General features: G+C 65.4%; 17 protein-coding genes and 1 tRNA gene. 2 read left to right on the forward strand and 16 right to left on the reverse strand.

Annotated elements, in window-relative coordinates; translation table 11 throughout:
* Positions 1–247: 247 nt before the first annotated feature.
* From RJT37_RS16495 to RJT37_RS16520, 6 genes are all read right to left on the reverse strand, one after another.
* Positions 248–319 (reverse strand) — tRNA-Ala (locus RJT37_RS16495).
* A gap of 121 nt (positions 320–440) precedes the next feature.
* Positions 441–749: a 30S ribosomal protein S10 gene (rpsJ, locus tag RJT37_RS16500; RefSeq protein WP_092538099.1), complete on the reverse strand. Its 309-nt coding sequence runs from the start codon at positions 747–749 to the stop codon at positions 441–443.
* Entirely contained in the window at positions 750–2015 is a 1266-nt protein-coding gene (tuf, locus tag RJT37_RS16505; RefSeq protein ID WP_313686170.1) for a translation elongation factor EF-1 subunit alpha, read from the reverse strand. It lies immediately after the preceding gene.
* A 146-nt stretch (positions 2016–2161) separates the two neighbouring features.
* On the reverse strand, positions 2162–3127 hold the full coding sequence (locus RJT37_RS16510) for a homoserine dehydrogenase (RefSeq protein ID WP_311170663.1): 966 nt from the start codon (positions 3125–3127) through the stop codon (positions 2162–2164).
* Positions 3124–3750: an amino acid-binding protein gene (locus tag RJT37_RS16515; RefSeq protein WP_390209115.1), complete on the reverse strand. Its 627-nt coding sequence runs from the start codon at positions 3748–3750 to the stop codon at positions 3124–3126. Before RJT37_RS16515 ends, RJT37_RS16510 begins: the two co-directional genes overlap by 4 nt.
* A gap of 334 nt (positions 3751–4084) precedes the next feature.
* A complete protein-coding gene (locus RJT37_RS16520; protein ID WP_311170665.1) occupies positions 4085–6274 on the reverse strand; it encodes an elongation factor EF-2 in 2190 nt (729 codons plus the stop codon).
* 218 nt (positions 6275–6492) lie between these two features.
* On the opposite strand from RJT37_RS16520, the gene RJT37_RS16525 reads away from it, so the two are divergent.
* Positions 6493–7485: a transposase gene (locus RJT37_RS16525; protein WP_313686173.1), complete on the forward strand. Its 993-nt coding sequence runs from the start codon at positions 6493–6495 to the stop codon at positions 7483–7485.
* Positions 7486–7553: 68 nt separating this feature from the next.
* Entirely contained in the window at positions 7554–8318 is a 765-nt protein-coding gene (locus RJT37_RS16530; RefSeq protein ID WP_313686175.1) for a DUF5781 family protein, read from the forward strand.
* Positions 8319–8426: 108 nt separating this feature from the next.
* On the opposite strand, the gene RJT37_RS16535 is transcribed toward RJT37_RS16530, so the two are convergent.
* The 10 genes from RJT37_RS16535 to RJT37_RS16590 all read right to left on the reverse strand — a co-directional run bounded on the left by RJT37_RS16535 (position 8427) and on the right by RJT37_RS16590 (position 21349).
* Positions 8427–9041, reverse strand: a complete 615-nt coding sequence (locus tag RJT37_RS16535; protein ID WP_313686177.1) for a 30S ribosomal protein S7 — start codon at positions 9039–9041, stop codon at positions 8427–8429.
* Position 9042: 1 nt separating this feature from the next.
* A complete protein-coding gene (locus RJT37_RS16540; protein ID WP_089768796.1) occupies positions 9043–9471 on the reverse strand; it encodes a 30S ribosomal protein S12 in 429 nt (142 codons plus the stop codon).
* A 184-nt stretch (positions 9472–9655) separates the two neighbouring features.
* Positions 9656–10585 carry a mechanosensitive ion channel family protein gene (locus tag RJT37_RS16545; protein ID WP_313686183.1) on the reverse strand — a complete coding sequence of 310 codons (930 nt, stop codon included), beginning with the start codon at positions 10583–10585 and terminating at the stop codon, positions 9656–9658.
* A gap of 105 nt (positions 10586–10690) precedes the next feature.
* Complete coding sequence (locus tag RJT37_RS16550; RefSeq protein ID WP_313686185.1) at positions 10691–11113, reverse strand: NusA-like transcription termination signal-binding factor; 423 nt, start codon at positions 11111–11113, stop codon at positions 10691–10693.
* A gap of 3 nt (positions 11114–11116) precedes the next feature.
* Positions 11117–12961 (reverse strand): DNA-directed RNA polymerase subunit A'', encoded by a 1845-nt coding sequence (gene rpoA2 / locus RJT37_RS20550; RefSeq protein ID WP_345785373.1) that lies wholly within the window; start codon positions 12959–12961, stop codon positions 11117–11119.
* Complete coding sequence (locus tag RJT37_RS16570; protein ID WP_313686186.1) at positions 12954–15878, reverse strand: DNA-directed RNA polymerase subunit A'; 2925 nt, start codon at positions 15876–15878, stop codon at positions 12954–12956. The genes rpoA2 and RJT37_RS16570 overlap by 8 nt, the downstream gene beginning before the upstream one ends.
* 15 nt (positions 15879–15893) lie before the next feature.
* Entirely contained in the window at positions 15894–17723 is a 1830-nt protein-coding gene (gene rpoB / locus RJT37_RS16575) for a DNA-directed RNA polymerase subunit B (RefSeq protein ID WP_313686188.1), read from the reverse strand.
* A 3-nt stretch (positions 17724–17726) separates the two neighbouring features.
* Entirely contained in the window at positions 17727–19295 is a 1569-nt protein-coding gene (locus RJT37_RS16580) for a DNA-directed RNA polymerase subunit B'' (RefSeq protein WP_311170671.1), read from the reverse strand.
* Positions 19292–19519: a DNA-directed RNA polymerase subunit H gene (locus tag RJT37_RS16585; protein ID WP_313686190.1), complete on the reverse strand. Its 228-nt coding sequence runs from the start codon at positions 19517–19519 to the stop codon at positions 19292–19294. Before RJT37_RS16585 ends, RJT37_RS16580 begins: the two co-directional genes overlap by 4 nt.
* Before the next feature lie 537 nt (positions 19520–20056).
* Positions 20057–21349 carry a glucose-6-phosphate isomerase gene (locus RJT37_RS16590; RefSeq protein ID WP_313686192.1) on the reverse strand — a complete coding sequence of 431 codons (1293 nt, stop codon included), beginning with the start codon at positions 21347–21349 and terminating at the stop codon, positions 20057–20059.
* Between the last annotated feature and the right edge of the window lie 44 nt (positions 21350–21393).

Raw genomic sequence — 21393 nt, forward strand, 5'->3', positions numbered from 1 at the left:
TCTCGGAGTGGGACCGAAGTGGGGAATCACTCCGAGACACTGCACCGTACTGTGTTGCACGTGAACCTCACGCGAGGCTCAGGTTAATCTCTCAGTCAAAGAATATAGAAGTTGGTATTTTCGCTTCCCTGAGTGAGTCAGGTTATTTTGGAACCCCTCAAGACAGGACGGTTGGTAGAATCGCCGGGACTCCAGTGAGCGAAGCGAGCGGGAAGTCGGCGAAGAAAAATCGAAAATATGAGAGAAGTGGACTCGCCGGGATTTGAACCCGGGGCCTCTTCCTTGCGAAGGAAGCGATCTGCCACTGATCTACGAGCCCGCATTCCGACCGAAGACCGCACGTCTTTTGTACCTTCTGTTTCGTCGGCTGCGAGGCAGATACTCCGACGCGAACGACGTCACGGCGGTGACGTCGACGCCTTAGCGCCGTGGCCGGGAGGTCAGTCCTCGAGAACGATCTCGATGCTGACGTCGTTGGGCACCTGGATCCGCATCAGCTGCCGGAGTGCGCGTTCGTCGGCGTCGATATCGATGAGACGCTTGTGGACGCGCATCTCCCAGTGCTCCCACGTAGCGGTCCCCTCACCGTCGGGGGACTTCCGCGTGGGAACCTCGAGCGTCTTCGTCGGCAGGGGGATCGGACCGCTGAGGTTGACCCCCGTCTTGTTCGCGATCTCGCGAACGTCGTCGCAGATGTCGTCGAGGTCGTCCGGGCTGGTCCCGGCGAGACGGACACGTGCCTGCTGCATCTATCGCTCGTTGACCTCGAGGACCTTGCCCGCCGCGATGGTCTGGCCCATATCGCGGATGGCGAAGGACCCGAGCTCCGGAATCTCGCCGGACGGCTCGATGCTGAGCGGCTTCTGCGGGCGCACGGTGACGACCGCTGCGTCGCCGGACTGGATGAAGTCGGGGTTCTCCTCGGCGACCTCGCCCGAGGCGGGGTCGAGCTTCTGATCGATCGATTCGATCGTACAGGCGACCTGCGCCGTGTGGGCGTGGAAGACCGGCGTGTACCCCGCGGTGATGACCGACGGGTGCTGCATCACGACCACCTGCGCCTTGAACGTCTCGGCGACCGACGGCGGGTCGTCGGCGGGACCACAGACGTCACCGCGACGGATGTCGTCTTTGCCGATGCCGCGGACGTTGAACCCGACGTTGTCACCGGGGCCAGCCTTCGGCACTTCCTCGTGGTGCATCTCGACGGTCTTGACCTCGCCGCCGACGTCCGACGGCTGGAAGGAGACGTTGTCGCCCGGGCTGATCGTCCCGGTCTCGACGCGGCCGACCGGGACCGTCCCGATGCCGGAGATGGTGTAGACGTCCTGGATCGGCAGGCGCAGCGGCGCGTCCGTCGGCGGCTGCGGCTCCGGCAGGTTGTTCAGCGATTCCAAAAGCGTCGGGCCGTCGTACCACGACGTGTTCTCCGAGGTCTCGGAGACGTTGTCGCCCTCGAAGGCGGAGATCGGGATGTAGACGGCGTCGTCGGAGTTGAACTGGACCTGCTTGAGCAGCTTGTTGACCTCGTCTTTGACCTCCTTGTAGGTGGTCTCACTGTAGTCGACGAGGTCCATCTTGTTGACGCCGATGATGAGCTCGTTGATGCCCAGCGTTCGGGCGAGGAAGACGTGCTCGCGGGTCTGGGGCGCGACACCGTCGTCGGCGGCGACGACGAGGACCGCGTTGTCGGCCTGCGAGGCGCCCGTGATCATATTCTTCACGAAGTCACGGTGGCCCGGACAGTCGACGATGGTGAAGTAGTACTCGTCGGTGTCGAACTCCTGGTGGGCGATGTCGATGGTGACCCCGCGTTCGCGCTCCTCGGCGAGGTTGTCCATCACGTAGGCGAACTCGAAGCCGCCTTTGCCCTTCTCTTCGGCTTCTTCGCGGTGCTGTTCGATTACGTGCTCGGGGACGGACCCTGTCTCGAACAGGAGTCGCCCGACCAGCGTACTCTTTCCGTGGTCGACGTGGCCGATGATGGCCAGGTTCTGGTGCGGTTTGTCGCTCATATTGTGTAGGTCACGCGCTAAGGCGCTCTGTACCGACGACGTATGCCAGATAGCCGTAAAACCATTTCGATACGTAGGCGGCCGAAACGCCGCAGTATCGCGGTTTGTGGCCGTCTACCACGATGTTGCGTACCGCGCTGAACGGCTCACTCGAGCCGCCCGACGTCGCCGAGCACCGCCGAGGCGGTCTCCTGACCGCCCGCCCCCCGTCCGCTGAGGTTCAACTGTCCCGCGTTCGTCGTTTCCAGCTGTGCGATGTTCCGGGTGCCAGTGACGGCGAGGGCGGCGTTCTCCGGGACGAGCCGCGGCCCGACGCGGATCCCCTCGCGCGTGGCCTCCCCGACAAGTCGCACTGTGCGCCCGTCCTCCGCGGCGAGTTCGAGTGCACTGCCGGGGACGTTCGTGATCCCCTCGACGTCCGCGTCCGCGAGCGTGAACTCCCGCTCGCCCTCGGAGAGAATATTCGCGAGGATGACACACTTCAGCGCAGCGTCGGTCCCCTCGACGTCGAAGGTGGGATCCGCTTCGGCGACGCCGAGGTCCTGCGCCTCCGCGAGCACGTGTTCGTAGTCGATTCCTTCGGCGGCCATCCGCGAGAGGATGAAGTTCGCCGTTCCGTTGAGGATGCCCCGGACGGCGGTGACCTGTGCGGGGGAGATGTCCTCGATCGTCGAGACGATCGGGATCGCGCCCCCGACGGTCGCCTCGAAGCGCACTTCGCCGTCGCTTTCGCGTTCGAGGTCGCGGACGTCGCCGTAGCGCTCGGCCACCGGTCCCTTGTTCGCAAGGACGACGTGCCGGTCGCGCTCTAAGGCGGTCCGGAGGTGCGAAAATCCGGGTTCGGCGTCGTCGAGCGTCGTGGGCGTCGCCTCCACGAGGACGTCGTAGTCGGCCTCTAGCGCGGCTTCGGGGTCGCCATCGCCGACGCGACCCTCGGCGGCTTTCCGGTCTAACGCGGCCGCGACGTCGATCCCCTGCTCGCCATCGTCGACGACGGCGGAGGCGGAATCGGCGAAGGCGACCACCGTGTGGCCGTACTCCGCCGCGAGGTCGACGACGGCGCTTCCGACCGCGCCCGCTCCGAGGACAGCGAGACGCTTCCCGGCGGTCATACCGCACCCCCGGTAAGCGGCTCGATGACGTGAAGCTCCTTCTCTTCGGCCAGTTCGTGGACGATCGACAGCGCCGCCTCGGTCTCGCCGGCCCGCGTCGCCATCCGCAGGCGGGCACTGGAGACGTCGCCCCGGCCCTCCGGGGCGTTCAGCGCGAAGTCAGCGATCGAGGTCACGGGGCTCTCTTCGATCCGCTTGAGGGAATCGGAGAGGTCGCTGTCGACGATGTGGCCGACGAGCAGCACGACGACCTCTTCAGCGTAGTGTTCCGCGCCCGCTTGCACGACGTTGACGCCCTCCTCGCGGAGCGCCGCGACGATCGCCTCGAAGCGATCGGGCGTGGCTTCGACGTCGACTTCGACCGGGATCCGGCCGCGCGGCGTGACGTTCCCGCGCTCGTGGAAGATCGAAAGCAGGTTCCCGCCGTTCTCCGAGATCGGTTCGAGCGCGGCCAAAAGCTGCCCCGGCTCGTCGGCGAGTTCCAGCCGGATGGTGTGCGGCTGAGGGTCGCCGTCGGCGTCGATGTCGCTGTTGGCGCCCCCTACTGGCGGTCGGGACCGCCGGCTCCGGTTGTCGCCAGGGGCGTCTTCCGACTCGGCATCGGATCCAAGCTCCGGGCTCACGGTCGACTCACTCCCGAGGGGATCCGGCTTTTGCACCGCGTGCCTCGATTCCCGGAGGACGCGGCGACGTTACGAACCGTGCTCGCGGCCGGTGGGCCCAGCCGCGGGGTCGCCTCAGTACACATACCCCAAGATCAACCCCCGGACCGATATAAGCCTTCATCGATGGCTCGCTGGGGATAGATGCGGCTGCTGTGACGGCGACACCGGGGGGCGGCTGCTGTCGACGGCGACACCGTGCAGCAGCTATCACAAAACAGATCCAGAACGCGTCAACAGGAACGGCGAGTCAAGGCCGACGGAACCGTCCGATCTACGGGACGGTTCGGACGATTCAGAACTGATCGACCGAACTCGGGAGTTCGAGCTTCATTCCTTTGCGCTCGCGGATCTCCATAATCTTCTCGCGCTGGAGATTATCGGCGAGCACGCGGAACCCGGCGTTTTCGGTGTTCCACGAGGCACGGCCCTCGGTCGCCGAGCGGATGTCCGAGGAGAACCCGATCATCTCCTCGACGGGCGCGATTCCCTCGATGACCATCAGGTCGCCCTCCTGGAACATATCGTCGACGCGGCCACGCCGGCCCTGGATCTCGCCGGACGCCGAGCCCATATGTTCGGAGGGCACGTCGATCCGGACGTTCTGGATCGGCTCCAGCAGCTTGATGTCGGCGTCGATGAGCGCGCGGTGGACGGCGTTGCGGACGGCCGGGATGACCTGCGCCGGACCGCGGTGGATGGTGTCCTCGTGCAGTCGCGCGTCGTGCAGGCGAAGCAGCGCGCCCTGCACGGGCTCGTTCGCCAGCGGGCCGTCGTCGAGGGCCTCGTCGAGACCCTCGATGACGAGCTCCATCGTCTCGTTGAGATGCTGAATCCCCTTCGTGTCGTCGATGAGGATGTTCGTCCCGTGGATGTGTTCGACCTCCTGGGAGGTGTCTTTGTCCATCCCGGCCTCCTGCAGCGCCTCGCGGCGCTCCAGTTCGGGCATATCCATCGAAACCTCGCCGAGCTGGATCGCCTCGACGATGTCCTCCGAGAGGGGCTCGACCGTGATGTAGAACTTGTTGTGGCGGTTCGGCGAGACGCCCTCGACCTCGCGGGATTCCGACTGCGGGGACTCGCGGAAGACGACGATCGGTTCGCCCGTCTCGACCGGAATGCCCTGGTTCTTCTGGATGCGCTGGGTGATGACTTCGAGGTGGAGCTCGCCCTGGCCGCTGATGAGGTGCTCGCCCGTGTCCTCGTTGATCTCCACCCTGATTGTCGGATCCTCCTTTGCGACCTGCTGGAGCGTCTCGATGAGCTTCGGCAGGTCGTCCATATTCTTCGCCTCGACGGACTTCGTGATGACCGGCTCGGAGATGTGCTCGATCGACTCGAACGGCGTCATCTCGATCGAGGAGACCGTCGAGCCGGCGATGGCGTCCCGGAGGCCGGTGACGGCCGCGATGTTGCCGGCGGGGACGCCGCGGTCGAGCTCCTCGCGTTCACCGCCCATGAAGATCCCGACCGACTGCACGCGGTTCTTGCCCACGGTCCCGGAGACGTACAGCTCCTGGCCCTGCTGGATCGTGCCGCTGAACAGCCGCCCGGTGGCGATCTCGCCCGCGTGGGGGTCCATCGAGATGTCGGTCACCATAAAGACGACCTCGCCGTCGTCGTCGACCTCGCGCATCTGCCGTGCGAGCTCGGATTCGTCGTCGCCGCGCCAGACGCGCGGAATCCGGCGGGGCTGAGCGTCGAGCGGGTCCGGGAAGTGCTCGGCGACCATGTCGAGGACGACGTCCGAAAGCGGCGTCTGCTCGTGGAGCTCCAGCCGCTGGTCGTTGCGCTCCATCTCGATGATCTCCGGGAAGCCGATCCCGGTTCGAGCCATCGACGGCGCAGAGACGCCCCACTTGTAGAGCGCCGAACCGAAGGCGACGGTGCCGTCCTGGACGGAGACCGTCCAGTCGTCGATGTCGTCGCGCTCTTCGGTCATCCCGCGGATGAGTTCGTTGACGTCGGCGATGACGCTCTGGAGGCGCTCCTGCATCTCCTGGGGACCCTCCTGGAGCTCGGAGATGAGGCGGTCGACCTTGTTGATGAACAGCGCGGGCTTGACGCCCTCGCGGAGCGCCTGCCGGACGACCGTCTCGGTCTGCGGCATCGCGCCCTCGACGGCGTCGACGACGACGAGCGCCCCGTCGACGGCGCGCATCGCTCGCGTCACGTCGCCGCCGAAGTCGACGTGGCCGGGCGTGTCGATGAGGTTGATGAGGTGGTTGTTGCCCTCGTACTCGTGGGTCATCGAAACGTTCGCGGCGTCGATCGTGATCCCGCGTTCCTGCTCGTCCTCCTCGGTGTCCATCATCAGCCGGGTCGCCTCGCCCTCGTCGGCGATCATCCCGGCACCGGCCAGGAGGTTGTCCGTCAGTGTGGTTTTCCCGTGGTCGACGTGAGCCGCGATGGCGATGTTCCGGATCTGCTCCGGATCCTCCATCAGTTGCTCACACTCTTGTACGATCTTCTTTCGTCGGCCCATTATACGAACCCGTACCGGCAGGAGGGTCAAAAGGGTAGTGTTTTGCGGTGGGGGAAATCGACGGATACGGCGGTTTTCGCCCGTCGTATGCCTCTTTTTGTCACGCAGGGCGGCGGATATCCCCGTGTCGATCGGAACGCGCCGCTGCATATTCGCACGCGGGGAGGGTGTCATAGAACGGTTACCACACCAAAGAGCAGGGTGAACGCTGAGGTGGAATGAGTTCAGCGACCCTGCAAGATGATCCTTCGGTAGAGACGTTCTTCAATGTCGCGGAGACTGAAACGCTAGCGCTGTTTGAGTATCTCTCCTTCGAGTTTCTTGAAGAGTTCGACGTGTTCGCCCCGGCGGAGACGGGGCGAACACGAGAGCATGAGCCACCAGAGATGATGCGCGCGGTTCTCCATTGCTACTACCACGACATCTACGGCATTCGTCCCGTTGAACGGGAGCTTCGGAATACGGTCGTTTGGGTGAGCTGCGGCTTCGATCGACCGCCGTCGAGAGACGCGGTCGATCGCTTCCTCACCGATCTTGAACACGTTGTCGACGAAGTCTTGGACCACCTCGTCGAGCAGGCCGCCCGGCGCGGCCTGCTCGACTTGACTTACTGCATCGATTCAACAGACGTGAGAGCGATGCCCGCTGATCAAGACGCCTCAAAGTGCTACGATCCAACCGACGACGAGTACTACTACGGCTACGGCTGTACGATCGTCTCAACCGGACAAAAGATCCCGATTGCAGCGGAGTTCACCGAGAGCAAACAAGCGCCAGAAGAGACGGCGATGCGCGTCACACGTGACGCGCTCGCCGTCGCCAAGCCGATTTGGATGGTCGGTGACAGTGCCTACGACACGCTCGACTGGCACGACCACCTGCTTGCCGCAGGGGTCGTGCCAGTCGCCCCGTACAATGCACGAAACGCTGACGAACCGAAAGACATCGAATATAGAGTCGAAGACCGTATTGAGAAACACAGCAAGGACGTTCAGCTGAAGCAATCTATCCTGGACGAGACGTACAACCGCCGTACAGGAGTCGAACGAACTAACGAATCAGTGAAGGACTGCGGCCTCGGGCGAACGCACGCCCGAGGCCGCGTCCACGCACGAGCGCAGGTTTTCCTCGCTCTATGTCTTCGTCTCGTTGTCGCAATCACCAACTACGAACGCGGAGACAATCCGGGAAGCACTATCATCACGGTGTGAGAAGACTTCTATGACACCCTCACGCGGGGGCAAGAGTCTTGTCCGCCGGTCCCGTGTGAACTTCACACATGGACCTGCGAGTACGTGGGGACGTTCCGGCCGATCCCTTTCTCGGCGCGGCGGACCTCTTCGAGACCGAGTACGAACTCGACAAGCCGGTTCGCGTCGACGTCCGGACGGACCCCGACGAACGGACCTGGGCGGCACACTACGACGACCACCACGTGCTGAACATCTCCCGCCAGGCCGCCACGAGCGCGATGGCCAGAGAGCTGGTCGTCCACGAACTCGCCCATATGGCACGCAACGAGGAGGGACACACTTCCCACCACTTTCGGACTGAGGAGGCGCTGTTTCTCGCGCTCGCGGGCGAATCAGTCGAGCGACGGAAGGTCGCCCACTGCTATCAGATCGCGAACCATATGAAAGATATCTACGCCGACGACATCACGCTCTCGGTGATGCCGCCGGCGAAACTGGTCGCGTTCCTCGAATCCGAACTCGCCCGCGCGGTCGCGACGCGGCCGGAACCGACGCCGTGGCCCGACTCACGACGCGTCACCGCCGGATCGGATCCGGAGATCACGGCCGTCAACGCGGCGTTCGCGCTCGGCCTCGTCGAGCGCCACGACGTAGTCGACCCCGACCACCGTCTCTACGACCTGGCTCACGCCGCCGCCGACGACGCCCCGACAGTCGACCTAGACGCGTTCAAGCGCCGGTTCCGCTCGCTCGGGGAGAACCCCTCCGAGCGCGACTACCGGAAGGCGCTAGTGGACGCGACCCGCGAATACGTCGTCCGAGACGCGAGCACGAACGTCGCCGCAGACTGATCAGTCTCCCTCGACCGACTTCCGATGCAAACCGACGCGTCGCTGCGGGGGAGTCGCCTATCGAAGAGAGAAAACAGAGAGAATCGGAATCCGCGTGTAGCGAACGGCTTACCGGGCCGCTTCGGCGACGCGTTCGGACTCCTCTTTCTGGGCGATAGCGTACGACTGGACGTCGTAGTCGGCAGCGCCGACGAGCACCTGCGCGAGCGCCTCGGCGGCGCTCTGGGGGCTCTTGTACGACGCGTTCTGCGTGCCATCGGCGATGAACTTCAGCGCCTGGTCGACGCGGCGCTGGGGGGCGACGTCGACGGCCTGCGGGACGGAGATACCGCCGTATTTCAGGCGCACCGTCTCCTCGCGCGGCGCGGCGTTCTCGACCGCGCTGACGAGCACCTGCACGGGGTTCTCCTCGGTCCGGTCGTGGACCAGATCGAAGGCGTCCTTGACGATCTTCATCGTCTTCTGCTTGTGGCCTGTGTTCTCCTCGGTCTGCATCAGGCGGTTGATGAGCCGCTCGACGATGCTGATCTCGGACTTCTGGAACTGCTTTCCGGCGTGCCGGCCCATCGTGTGCGCGACGGGCGTGACGTTGATGTACCGCTCAGTCGAGGGATCGGAGTACTCGATGTCGGTGACCTCCCAGAGGTCGAACAGCTGTGCGTTCGACTCGGCCTCCTCGCTGTCGGCTGGGGCGTCGGGGTCGGGGGATTCGCTTTCGGACATCTTAACGCACCGGTTTCTCGGCGTTGCCGCGGACCAGTTCGATCATCGAGACGCCGTTGACCTTCTCGACTTTGTAGTTCACGCCGGAGAGGTCGCCCATCGCACGACCCTTCGCGCCGCCGATGCCGGCGATGGTGACCTCGTCGTGCTCGTCGATGAAGGAGATTGCGCCGTCACCGGGACAGAAGGCGGTGACCTGCTTGCCGTTCTTGATGAGCTGCACCCGGACACACTTCCGGATGGCCGAGTTGGGCTGTTTGGCTTCGATCCCGACCTTCTCGAGGACGATCCCGCGTCCCTGCGGGGCCCCCTCCAGGGGATCGGACTTCGCTCCGAGACCGCGTTCGCGTCGCGCGTACTCCGAGTCGGACCAGCGGCGCTTCTGCCGGTCCTGCTTGAGTTTGCGCGCGGCGTATTTGCCGTTCGCCATAGTGACCTGGGATTCCCGGCGGAGCTACTTAAGGCTCCCTTTTCGCACCCGACGAGACGGCTGCAGGTCCGATTAGCGCCCCCTAAAACGCGTTCTGAGGGCGTCGATACGCCTCGGCTGACGGCCGTTCGACGGTGAAGAGCGACTGAACGGGGCGGAGAACGTGTCGTTTTCCGGCGCGTGGTCACTGGCCGTCGTCCTCACTCGACGGCGACGCCCCACTGAGGTCGACGTCCAGAGAGCCGCTGAGTTCGCGTCCCGACGCTGGCCCGAGTGTCAGTCCGACGTCGTCGAAGCGAGCTTTCACCCTGCGTCGGTAGTCCGACTGGAGGGTCACGATGTCGACGTCCATCGGATCGTCGACCCAGAACTCCGCTCGGATACGGACGGAACTCCCCTCGAAGGCGGCGAGCGTCGCGGTCGAAGAGGGGTCCTCGAGGATCCGATCGTCGTCGTGGGCGACCGCGACGAGTTCTCGGAGCGCCAGTTCGACGTCGTCGCCGTAGGCCACCTCGAACGGCTCGACCACGCGGAATCGATCGCGCCCGTACGGCCGCGTGAGCGTGTTCGAGGTCAACTGCGTGTTCGGGACTGAGATCGTCTCGTTGTTCGGGGTCCGGACTCTCGTCACGCGGAAGTCCACCGCCTCGATGATGCCTTCGCCGCCCGGCCAGGCGATCCAGTCGCCGACGTTGAACTCGGGATCCGCGATCAGGAAGAGGCCGCTGACGAGCGATCCGACGACGTCCTGACTCGCCGCGCCGGCCACGAGCGTCACGGCGGCGACGACGATCGAGAGGTTCGTCAGAAGCGACCACAGCCCCGCACTCGCGATCCCGACAATGAGGGCCACGATAACGACGAAAACGCGGGAATACGTCGTGACAGCGGTCTCCAGCGTGGGGTTGTTGCGGTTCCGCGCGGCGACAACTCGGGTAACCGCGGGCACGATGAGGATCCGTCCCACCATGTACGCCACCACCAGGCCGATGAAGAACCCGCCCGCTACCCGAACGATGTCGTCGTACGGTCCCCCGACGATGCCACTGAACACCTCCGGTGGAAGGATCTGGCCACGAACGGAGAACCCGGGAGCAGCCAGTCCGTCGTGCATACTCCCGGAGACGGGTCACCGATACAAAAAGGATCGTCGCTGAAGCGTCCCGCGCTCCTGCCGAAGCAGTGTCAGAGCGCAGGCGGGGAATCGGATCCCGTCAGTTCACGTCAACTGAATGTCGTCGATGTCGTGGTGCCGACTCGCCAGCGTCCGCGCTGTTTCGATGTTGGCCCCTTCGGTACCGATCGCGACGCCGCGATCCCCGTCTGGGACCTCGACGTACGCGACCGTCTCGCCGCCCTGTTCGGAGAGCGTTACGTGCCGGACCGCCGCGGGCGCGAGCGCGCTCTCGACGAACGCCGTGGGGGTGTCGGCGTCCTCGACGAGTTCGACGTCGCGGCCGACGGCCTCCTCGACGGCCTGAACGTGTGCGCCGCCGGGCCCGATCGCGGTACCCATATCGCCCGCCGCGACGAGGATGACGATCCGTTCGTCGTAGACGAGACAGTCGCGGGCCCGCGCGCCTGTTTCCTCCTCGAACCGGGCGATATACTGGCGTGCGGCGTCCGACAGCGTGACTCGCATCGGTCAGTCGTCGGTCGCGGAGGGATTCCCGCCGTCGGTCTCGAGCGACCCCATCCGCAGGTCGACGTCGCCTGTCCCGATCGAGACGGGCTTGCCGACGATGACGTTCTCGATGACGCCGTCGAGGTCGTCCTCCTCGCCGTGGACCGCCGCATCGAGCAGGTGGTTGACCGTCACCTCGAAGGCCGCGCGGGCGAGCACGGAGTCTTTCGACCCCGAGATGCCGTGGCGACCGATCGATTCGATCTCGCCGCGGTTCGTCATGATGTCTGCGACCAGCATCAAGTGCCGGATGTTCACGTCGTCGAGCCCCTGCTCTTCGAGCGTCTCCATCGTCTCGTTGATGATGGTCTCGCGTGCGGCCTCGACGCCGAGGTTCCGGTAGACCTCGTGGATGTTGTTACTCGTCGTCCGGGAGGCGTCGACGCCCTCGATCGAGAGCACGTCGCCGAAGGCCGACCCCTCGGTGTAGAGGACGAACTCCTCGCCCTCTGTGTCCTCGTTGTCTTCCTTCCGGATGACGACCCGAGAGATGTCCTCGAGGCCCTTGAAGACGATTTCGCGCAGTTCCTCGACGAGCTGGAGCAGCCGGCGGTAGCTGGGTTCGTCGGGGCCGAACTCGATGAGCGTCCCCGACCGCCGCGTACTGACGCCGAGGGCGTCCTCGATGGTCTCGGCGATCTCCTGGGCGACGGTGTCGACGTCGTCGACGGTCGGCCACCGCTCGTCGAGCGTCCCCTCGTTGAGGTCGACCTGGACGACCATGTCCGCCACGTTGGTGGAGATGTCGCCTAAGGCGAGGATCTTCGTCGCCTCCATCTGCCAGACGACCTCGTGGGCGCGTTCGCGGTTCTCGGCGTACTCGTCTTCGAGATGAACCGTCATCATCGGCGTGTCGGGCGTCTTCCGCGCGTCGACCAGTTCGATCAGCCGCGGCAGGCCCTGGGTGACGTCGATCTCGGCGACGCCCGCGTAGTGGAACGTGTTCATCGTGTTGTGCGTGACGACGCCTTCAGCCGTCGTGAACGTCTCCAGTCCGGCGACCGAGAGGTCGTAGACGTACTCGTGGTCGCTTTCGATGGTCTCGATGGATTCGATGCGGTCCCACGTTGCCGCCTCGATCACGTCAGATTGAATAGTGGATTCATCTGAACGAGTCGCCGCAGTTCCACCATCTGATGCAAGTGTTTGACCTGATCCGATCGGAAGCTCGATTTCACCCACAGATCGGTCGAACGAGCCAATAGTCGGTAGCACGTCTCCGGGCGAGAGCGAATCGCCCGCAACCGGCACGATGTCGCCTTCTCTCAGCGTCACGAACGAGTGTGCCTTCGTCGCACGAATAGTCCGTCCGGACTCCAACTCGAACCGAAGGAGTTCGTCGGGCGTCTCGTGGCGACTGATCTCTTCGACTGGTTTCCAGCGGACCTGCTCGTCTTCGCCGAGACTCGGCACCTCGATCCCGTCGGGGGCGAGCGCGACCTCGTGGTCCTCGATCGTCCGCGTCTCCCGCCCTTCGAGGAGCGAGTCGACGAACGAGCCGATCGCGACGGTATCAGTCGATCCGTTGCGTCGAACGAGGATCTCCTCGTCGGCCGGAATCGACATCTGCGTTCCGGGTTCGCCGATCGACTGCGCCGAGACGGTCCCGACGGGGTCGTGGGCGTCGACGCGGTTGTCCTCGTAGCGCGAGGAGACCGCCTGTGCGATCTCGTCGGCCTGTTCGAGGGTGACTCCCTCCCGCTCTTCGATCGTCTCGTAGATGCGGTGCTGGAGGCTCTCGGGCAGGTTGTGGTCCCGCACGATCGCCGCGATGTCGTCGCCGACGTGTTCGTATTCGTCAGTCATCGGATTCCACCCCCAGGCTCTGGGCCTTGTCGAGTCCTGGCCCGGCGTACTCGGAGATGTTGGTCGGCCGCTGCTCCCGACCGAGGAACCGCTCTTTCTCCGCTTCGGAGTCGAACTCTGCCTCGATGATCCGGTCGGTGACCGCTTCGACGTCGATCGGGTTCTCCTCCGAGGAGGACACCTTCACGGGCGAGGTGCCGTCCTCGCCGAACTCGAACTGGACGACCGTCCCCGAGGTGTCGCGGACGGTGCCGTCGTACTGCGCCTCCAGTTCCGAGAGGGCGTTGATCAGCCGACGCTGCAGGTAGCCGGACTTCGACGTCCGGACTGCGGTGTCGACCAGGCCCTCACGGCCGCCCATCGCGTGGAAGAAGAACTCCCGCGGGGTCAGCCCGCCGCGGTAGCTGTTCTCGACGAACCCGTGTGCCTCCGCCGAGAGGTCGTCCTTCTGGTAGTGGCTGAGCGTCCGGCCCTCGTACCCGCGGTTGATCCGCTCGCCGCGGACGGCCTGCTGACCGACACAGCCGGCCATCTGCGTGAGGTTCAGCATCGACCCACGTGCGCCGGAGCGGGCCATCACCACGGCCGGGTTGTCGTCGCGGAAGTGGTCCTCGGCGATCTCGCCGGCCGAGTCCCGGGCCTTTCCGAGCTGCTGCATGATCTTCATCTCCAGGGTCTCGTCGACCGTCCGGCCCGGCAGCGATTCGAGTTCGCCGTTCTCGTAGATGTCGATGAGCTCGTCGACGCGGTCGTAGGCGCCGCCGATTGCCTCGTCGACCTGTGCAGTGGCCTCGTCGGGGATCGACTCGTCGTCGATCCCGATCGAGAACCCGAAGTGCATAATCGCCCGCATCGCCAGCGAGGCGACCTCGTTGACGAACACGCGGGCTCGGGTCTTCGAGTGCGTCTTCGCGAGCGTGTCGACGACCTCGCCGCCGAACGCGCCGACGGCGTCCTCGTCGATGGTGCCCGAAACGAGCTGGCCGTCGACGATCCGCACCTCGTCGCCCGCAGAGGAGGTGAACTCGAGGTTCAGATCCGCCGGGAGCAGTTCGCTGAAGAGCTGCCGGCCGGTCCAGTAGGGCTCTCCGTCGGCCTCGCCCGTGGGCTCCGGCAGCGTGTCGATGCTCGTCGCACGGAGGAGATCCAGCGCCTGCGTCTCGGTGAACTCGGGGTTGCCGTTCGTCAGGAGATACGTCCCGGAGATGTGGTCCTGGATCGCCCCGATGATGTTCTCGCCGAAGCGCGGGCTGAGCATCTGTTCCTGCACGCGCATCAGCACGCGCGCTTCCGCCCGCGACTCCTCGGTCTGGAGCGCGTGCATGTTCATCTCGTCGCCGTCGAAGTCGGCGTTGTACGGCGGACAGACGACGGTGTTGAGCCGGAACGTCTTGTACGGCATCACGACGACCTCGTGTGCCATGATCGACATCCGGTGCAGCGACGGCTGGCGGTTGAAGATCACGATGTCGCCGTCGATCAGGTGCCGGTTGACCTCCCAGCCGGCGTCGATCTTCTCGGCGAGTTCCTCGCAGTTCTTCTCGGTGACCTTCAGCCGGCGGCCGTCGGGCCGCTTGACGTAGTTCGCGCCGGGGTGACCCTCGGGACCGTTCTGGACGTACTGCTTGGCCCGACCGAGGTTCCGCTCGGAGACGTTCATCGTCTGGGTCATCTCGCGGGCGACCCGCTCGGGGACGCCCACCTCGTTCAGCGATAGCGTCGGGTCCGGCGAGATGACGGTCCGCGCCGAGAAGTTCACGCGCTTCCCGGAGAGCGAACCCCGGAAGCGACCTTCCTTGCCCTTCAGCCGCTGGCTGAGGGTCTTCAGCGGTCGGCCGGAGCGGTGTCGCGCCGGGGGCGTGCCGCTGATCTCGTTGTCGATGAAGGTCGTGACGTGGTACTGCAGCAGTTCCCAGAGGTCCTCGATGATCAGCTGTGGCGCGCCCGCCTCGCGGTTCTCCATGAACCGCTGGTTGATGCGGATGATGTCGACGAGCTTGTGCGTGAGGTCGTCCTCGGAGCGCTGGCCGTTGTCGAGCGTGATCGACGGCCGCGCGGTGACCGGCGGGACCGGCAGGACGGTGAGGATCATCCACTCGGGGCGCGACCGACTGGGGTCGATCCCGAGCGTCTCGATGTCCTCGTCGGGGATGTCCTCGAACCAGTCGCGGATGTCCGAGGGCATGAGCTTGTTCATGTCCTCCTCGGTCAGGTCGACGTCGAGCGCCTTCTCCAGCTTTTTCCTATCTTCGCCGACCGGCCGGAACTCCCCGGAGAGGATCTCGTTGACGCGGCCCACGTCGAGGCCGGCCTCCTCGGCCAGTCCCGCAGGCGAGATGCCGTCGTCGTCGGAATCGGGGTCGGGCTGCATCGCCGAGGCGATGCGCTCGGAGTAGTCGCCCGCGAGGACGTCCTGGACCTCGTAGTAGGTCGTCGGCTTCTCGTGTTTGATGTCGTGCTGCTGGGCACCGCAGTGCGGACAGCGGCTCGCCTTCCGTGCCTGGCGGACCGCCGCTTTGAGCACGTCGGTCCAGTCCTCGCCGAGTTCCTCGTTGCGCTGGAGCCCCTCGCGGAACTCGTCTTGTTCCTCGGCGGTCAGGGAGAGTCGCCCGCAGTCGCGGCAGGTCGACCGGAGCAGCCGCCGGATGAGCTTGGTGAACCCGACGTGGATGACGGGTGCGGCCAGTTCGATGTGGCCGAAGTGGCCGTTACACGACCCCGAGTGCGACCCGCAGGTCCGACACTCCAGGCCCGGGTCGATAACGCCCAGGCGGGGGTCCATCAGCCCCATATCGATTGGGTAGCCGTCGTCGTCGTACGTGTCCGCGGTGATGACCTTCGTCGCGGACATATCTCGGTACGTCTCGGGGTCCATCAGCCCGAACTGGATGGCTCCGATCTCTTTGGGTGTCTGCATTGACATTGTGTGTGGTTAGACTGCGTCTTCGAGGTCGAGGCGTGGTCGGATGCCCAGCGCGATCATCTCGTCGAGGAGAAGTTTGAACGCGTAGCTGATCTCGATCTCGTGGATATCGTCTTCATCGCCCGTAACGGGGTCGTAGATGCGGCGCTGGCCGCGGTCCTCGACGGCGACCATCCCGGTGTCCGCGGAGATGTACACCGTCTCCTTGTCGGAGGAGTCCAGCAGGCGTTCCTGCAGGACCATCGCGGCGCCGTGGCCGATGACGGTGTCGCGCTCCATCTCGCCCAGTCGGAGGCCGCCCTCGCGGGCGCGCCCCTCGGTGGGCTGGCGGGTGAGCACCTGCACCGGCCCGCGGGAGCGGGCGTGCAGCTTGTTGCTCACCATATGGTAGAGTTTGTGATAGAAGATCGTCCCGACGAAGATCTCCGCCTCGATCTGTTCGCCGGTGACGCCGGAGTACATCACCTCCTTGCCGGAGGACTTGAAGCCGTGGTCCTCCAGGGCGTCCCGGAGCTCGTCCTCGGACTCACCCTGGAAGGCAGTGCCGTCGACGCGCCGGCCTTCGAGGGAGCCGACCTTGCCGCCGAGCATCTCCAGGACGTGGCCGACAGTCATCCGCGATGGCAGCGCGTGCGGGTTCAACACGAGATCGGGCACGACGCCCTCCTCGGTGAACGGCATGTCCTCCTGGGGTGCGAGGTGGCCGACGACGCCCTTCTGGCCGTGCCGGGACGCGAACTTGTCGCCGAGTTCGGGGACCCGCTGGTCGCGGACCGACACCTTTGCCAGTTTGGAGCCGTCCTCGCCCTCCATCAGGGTAACCGTGTCGACGACCCCGGACTCGCCGGAGCGCATCGTCACGGAGGTCTCACGCCGCTTCTGCGGGGAGAGCCCGCCCATATCGTCGGGCTCTTCGAGGAACCGCGGCGGGGACGTCTTCCCGAGCAGCACCGAGTTCTCGTCGACCCGTGTCTCGGGGTTGACGAGGCCGTCCTCGTCGAGGTGGGTGTACGCGTCCTCGCCGCGGGCGCCGCGGACGTCCTGACTCGGGATCTCGAAGCGGTCCTCCTGGCCGCCGGGGTACCGGCGTTCCTCGCCCTCGTAGGTCCGGAAGAAGTGCGAGCGGGCCATCGCCCGGTCGACCGAGCCCTGATTCATCACCAGGGCGTCCTCGATGTTGAAGCCCTCGTAGGACATCACGGCGACGACGAAGTTCTGCGCCGCTGGGCGCTCGTCGAAGCCGATCTGTTCTGTGGTCTGCGTCTTGACCATCGATAGCTGCGGGTAATGCAGGAGGTGCTGCCGCGTGTCGGGGCGGATGCGGTAGTTCGCCGCGGGCAGCCCGAGTGACTGCTTCATCATCCCAGCGCCCATCGTAATGCGGGGCGAGGCGTTGTGTTCGGGGTAGGGGATCATCCCCGCGCCGATCCCGAAGATGAGCTGCGGGTCGATCTCGAGGTGGGTGTGCTCGTCGGTGACCTCGTCTTCGTCGACCGCGACGTAGATGTCCTCTTCCTCCTCGGCGTCGATGAACTCGACGTAGCCGCGCTCGACGAGGTCCTCGAAGTCTAAGGCGTCTGATTCAACTGCCTCGATCTCCTCGTCGCCGAGGAGCGGTTCGCCGTCCTCGACGACGATCAGCGGACGCCGTGCGCGTCCCGAATCGGCGTTGACGATGACCTCGCGGGTCCGCTCTTTGACCGACACGTTCACCATGTCGCTGACGTCGCCGCGGCGGCGCGCCTCTCTGATCTGTTCTGCGAGCTGCTCTGGGTCGGGATGCGTCCCGACCAAACTGCCGTTGACGTAGACTTTCGCCTCTCGTTGTGCCTGAGCCATTTTTTAATCGTCCGCGGGTGTGCCGGCTGCCGGTCCCTCGATACCGGGAATTCCTTCGACGCCCATCGACGCGAGTTCGCGCTTGAGCGACTGTTCGTCCTCGACGTTCTGGGAGAGCTCCATCGCCTGCGCGAAGTTCTTCACCAGGCCGCAGTTCGGTCCCTCGGGGGTCTCGGAGGGACAGATGCGGCCCCACTGGGTCGCGTGCAGGTCGCGGGCCTCGAAGTGCGGCTGACTCCGCGACAGCGGGCTGCGGAGCCGACGCAGGTGCGACAGCACGCCCATGTAGTCGGTCCGGTCGACGAGCTGTGAGACGCCCGACCGGCCGCCCACCCAGTTGCCCGTCGCGATCGGGTGTTCGAGCCGTTCGGTCAGCACGTCCGAGCGGACTACGGTGCTGACGGTCAGGTCGCGGTTACGCATGTTCGCCCGTTCGAGCTGGTACTTCACGTCGCGGGCCAGCTTGTTCAGCGCCGTCCGGAAGAGGTCCTTCATCAGGTCGCCGGAGACCTTCAGGCGCTTGTTGGCGTAGTGGTCCTTGTCGTCCGACTCGCGGCGCTCTAAGGCGAGCTCGAAGCACGCCTCGGCCATCCGACAGAGGTAGTACGCCTTGTTGATGCGGACGTCCTCGTCCTCGACGCCGTCCTCGTGGAGGTGCGGCAGGAGGTAGCGGTCGATGACGTAGTTCGCCCGCTTCAGCTGGTAGTTCTTGCCCTGGCCGCCCGCGACGCGCTCCCCGAGGGTCTCGATTGCCTCCTGCTCGGTCTGGACGTCGGCCTCCTCCAGATTTTCGAGCATGAACTTCACGATCTCGGGGTCGTCGGAGACGCGGTGGACGATCTCCTCGTCGGATTCGAGTCCGAGGGCGCGGACGAGCGTCACGAAGTCGACGCTGCCCGAGACGGAGGGGAACGAGACCTCCAGCAGGCCTTCGCGGTTGCGCTCACAGAGGACGAGCGCGCGGTACCCGCGGCGCTGGGAGAACGTCTTGGCGACCTGGATCTCGTCGCCGTACTTCGAGTCGTACTCGGCGAGGATCTTGTTCGGCGCGAGGTCCTCGCTCGTCATCAGCACCCGCTCGGAGCCGTTGACGATGAAGTAGCCGCCGGGGTCGACGGGGTCCTCGCCGATCTCGATCAGCTCCTCGTCGGTGAGGCCGTGGATGTTGCACTTGGTCGAGCCCACCATAATGGGCATCCGACCCACCTTTGTCTCGGTGGTGTCGACGACGATCTCCTCCTCTTCCTCGCCGCCGCGCACGATGGACATCTCCATAAAGACGGGCGCGGCGTAGGTGATGTTTCGGAGCCGGGCTTCCTGCGGGAACAGGAGTTCCTCGGAGCCGTCGGCCTCGCGGACGCGCGGGGTCTCGATGCGGACGTCCCCGAGCTCGACGAAAACGGGCTCCTCGCCCTCCTTGTCGCCGATGTCGGTCTCGATCCGCTCCTTTTCGGTGACGACCTCCTGCATCCCCCGTTCGAGGAAGTTGTTGAACGAGCGGAAGTGGTGTTCTGCGAGCCGTTCCTCCGAGAAGTATTCGCGCGAGACGACGCGTCGGTCCTGTCGGTTCATTCGATCACCAGTCGGTAAGAGACTGCTCGGTCTGTGGTTCGGGAGTCGCGAACGATCTTCACGACGTCACCGATCTCCGCCTCGTCGGGCAGCGCGGGATCTTTCCGCTTGATCTTCGGGAGATTGGCTCGTTCGGTGTCGTACTGCTGTAACACCGATTCGACCTCCTCCTCGTCGATGAGCGTGTGCTCGGGGACGAGCTCGTGTTGGTTTACGTCTACCATAGCTGGGTATGCTGTGTGTTTGGTGGGGAAGAAGTGGTCACGGGATACTACAGCCCGGTTGGAAAGGCAGCCATTTAATCCTTGCCAACTTCGGATCGCGGAAGCACGGCTCACCGTCACGAGTGTTCTCTGCACTCGTGTCACGCTCACCCACGACCGTCTCCGATAAAGGTGTTGTGGCGAGGTCCATGAGAAACGGCGTGACCACGAGGATAACGCCGCAGGCGACGAGGGAGCCTCGCGAACAACGCCGACAGCCGACGAAGATTTATATCCGATACCGGGGCCAGCGGCCGTGTGCGCTGAGGACTGCCCCGCGTCGGGCAGCGGTATCGTCGCGTTTGCAAGTCTACGCGCGATCGATCGCACGGGGACGTGCGACCGAATGCGCTACCAGTTGCAAACGCGGCGATAGTTCGGCACGACGACGTGGGAACGACGGGCGCTACGCCGGCGTGAACCCGACGCGAGCCCAGAATTGTGCCGACTGTTCGTTCTCGCAAAGCGGCCCCTCCGTCCGCTCGTTCCCTCCAACCGCTATTCCACGACGAGGCTCGTCCGTCCCTCGACAGCCGCGGCCTCCTCGAAGTCGCCGCCGCCGAGCAGCCCGCGGGCTGCGCGTTTCCCCCACTCGACGGCCGGCTGGGTGAACGTCGAGACCGCCGCGAGTTCGCCGTAGAGGATGCACGCCGCCTCCATCTCGTAGAGCAACGCCCCGAGGCTTTCCTCGTCGACCGCGTCGATCTCGACGCGGATGGCCGGCACGTTCGACGCCGCGAGGCTCGCCTCCGTCGCCTCGAACTCTGCGTCGAGCAACTCGCCGAGCGACGCGCCCCCGAGATACGAGAGGCCGTCGAGATCCGTCTCCGGGATCGCACGGTCGGGGCGCTCCCGCGGCCGCAGGAGGGTCACGAGCTTGTCGTGTGGCCCGGCACGGTACAGTTGGAGCTGTGAGTGCTGGTCGGTCGCCCCGAGCGCCCGCGCCGGCGTCTGTCCGATCCCGTCCTTGCCGAGGCTCTCGGCCCACAGCTGGGCGAACCACTCGGCGAACGTCTCCAGTCGCTCGGCGTAGGGCATCACCGCGTTCGTGTCCGCGCCGCGTTCGGCCAGCGCGTACGTCGTCGCGCCGTAGGCGTACGCGGGCGTCTCGAACAGCGATCCCGAGAGGTCGCCGGCGGCGTCGGCAGCGCCGGCCCGGATCGCGTCGAGGTCGTGCCCCTGGATCGCCGCCATCGTCAGTCCGACGGTCGACAGCGCGGAGAACCGGCCGGGGACGCCCTCCGGCACCGGCAGTGCGGGCAGGTCCTGTGTCTCTGCCAGCGCCCGGAGGTTGCCCGACTCGCCGGTAGTCACGAACGTCCGCTCGGTCCAGTCGACGCCGGCGTCGGCCATCGCCTCGCGGACGACCAGGAAGTTCGCGAGCGTCTCGGCGGTCGTCCCCGACTTCGAGACGACGTTGACGACCGTCCGGTCCAGCGGAAGCGAATCCAACAGCCGGGAGACGTGTTCGGGGTCGACGTTGTCGAGAAAGTACGCGTCCGGATCGTCCGGCCCGGCCAAGGCGTCGGCGAATGTCGCCGCTCCGAGCGCGCTCCCACCGATGCCGACCGTCAGGACCGCCGCGGGATCGTTGAACGGTTCCACGGCTGATCGGATCGCATCGAGATCGACTGTCTCGGGAAGATTCAGGGCTGCATAGCCGTGCTCGTGGTCGTTGCGGCCGGCCTCGATCCGCTCGTGGGCGATCGCCACCTGTTCGTCGAGCCGTTCCAGCGACTCCCGGGAGACACCGGGCGTCGCGCCGAGAGCGCTGCCGAGATCGACGTGCATACCTACCCGACCGCGGGCCGCAACGAAAAAGCGGTCGGTCCCGT

It is taken from the genome of Halobellus marinus (assembly GCF_032113415.1).
Taxonomy (GTDB): Archaea; Halobacteriota; Halobacteria; order Halobacteriales; family Haloferacaceae; genus Haloquadratum; species Haloquadratum marinus.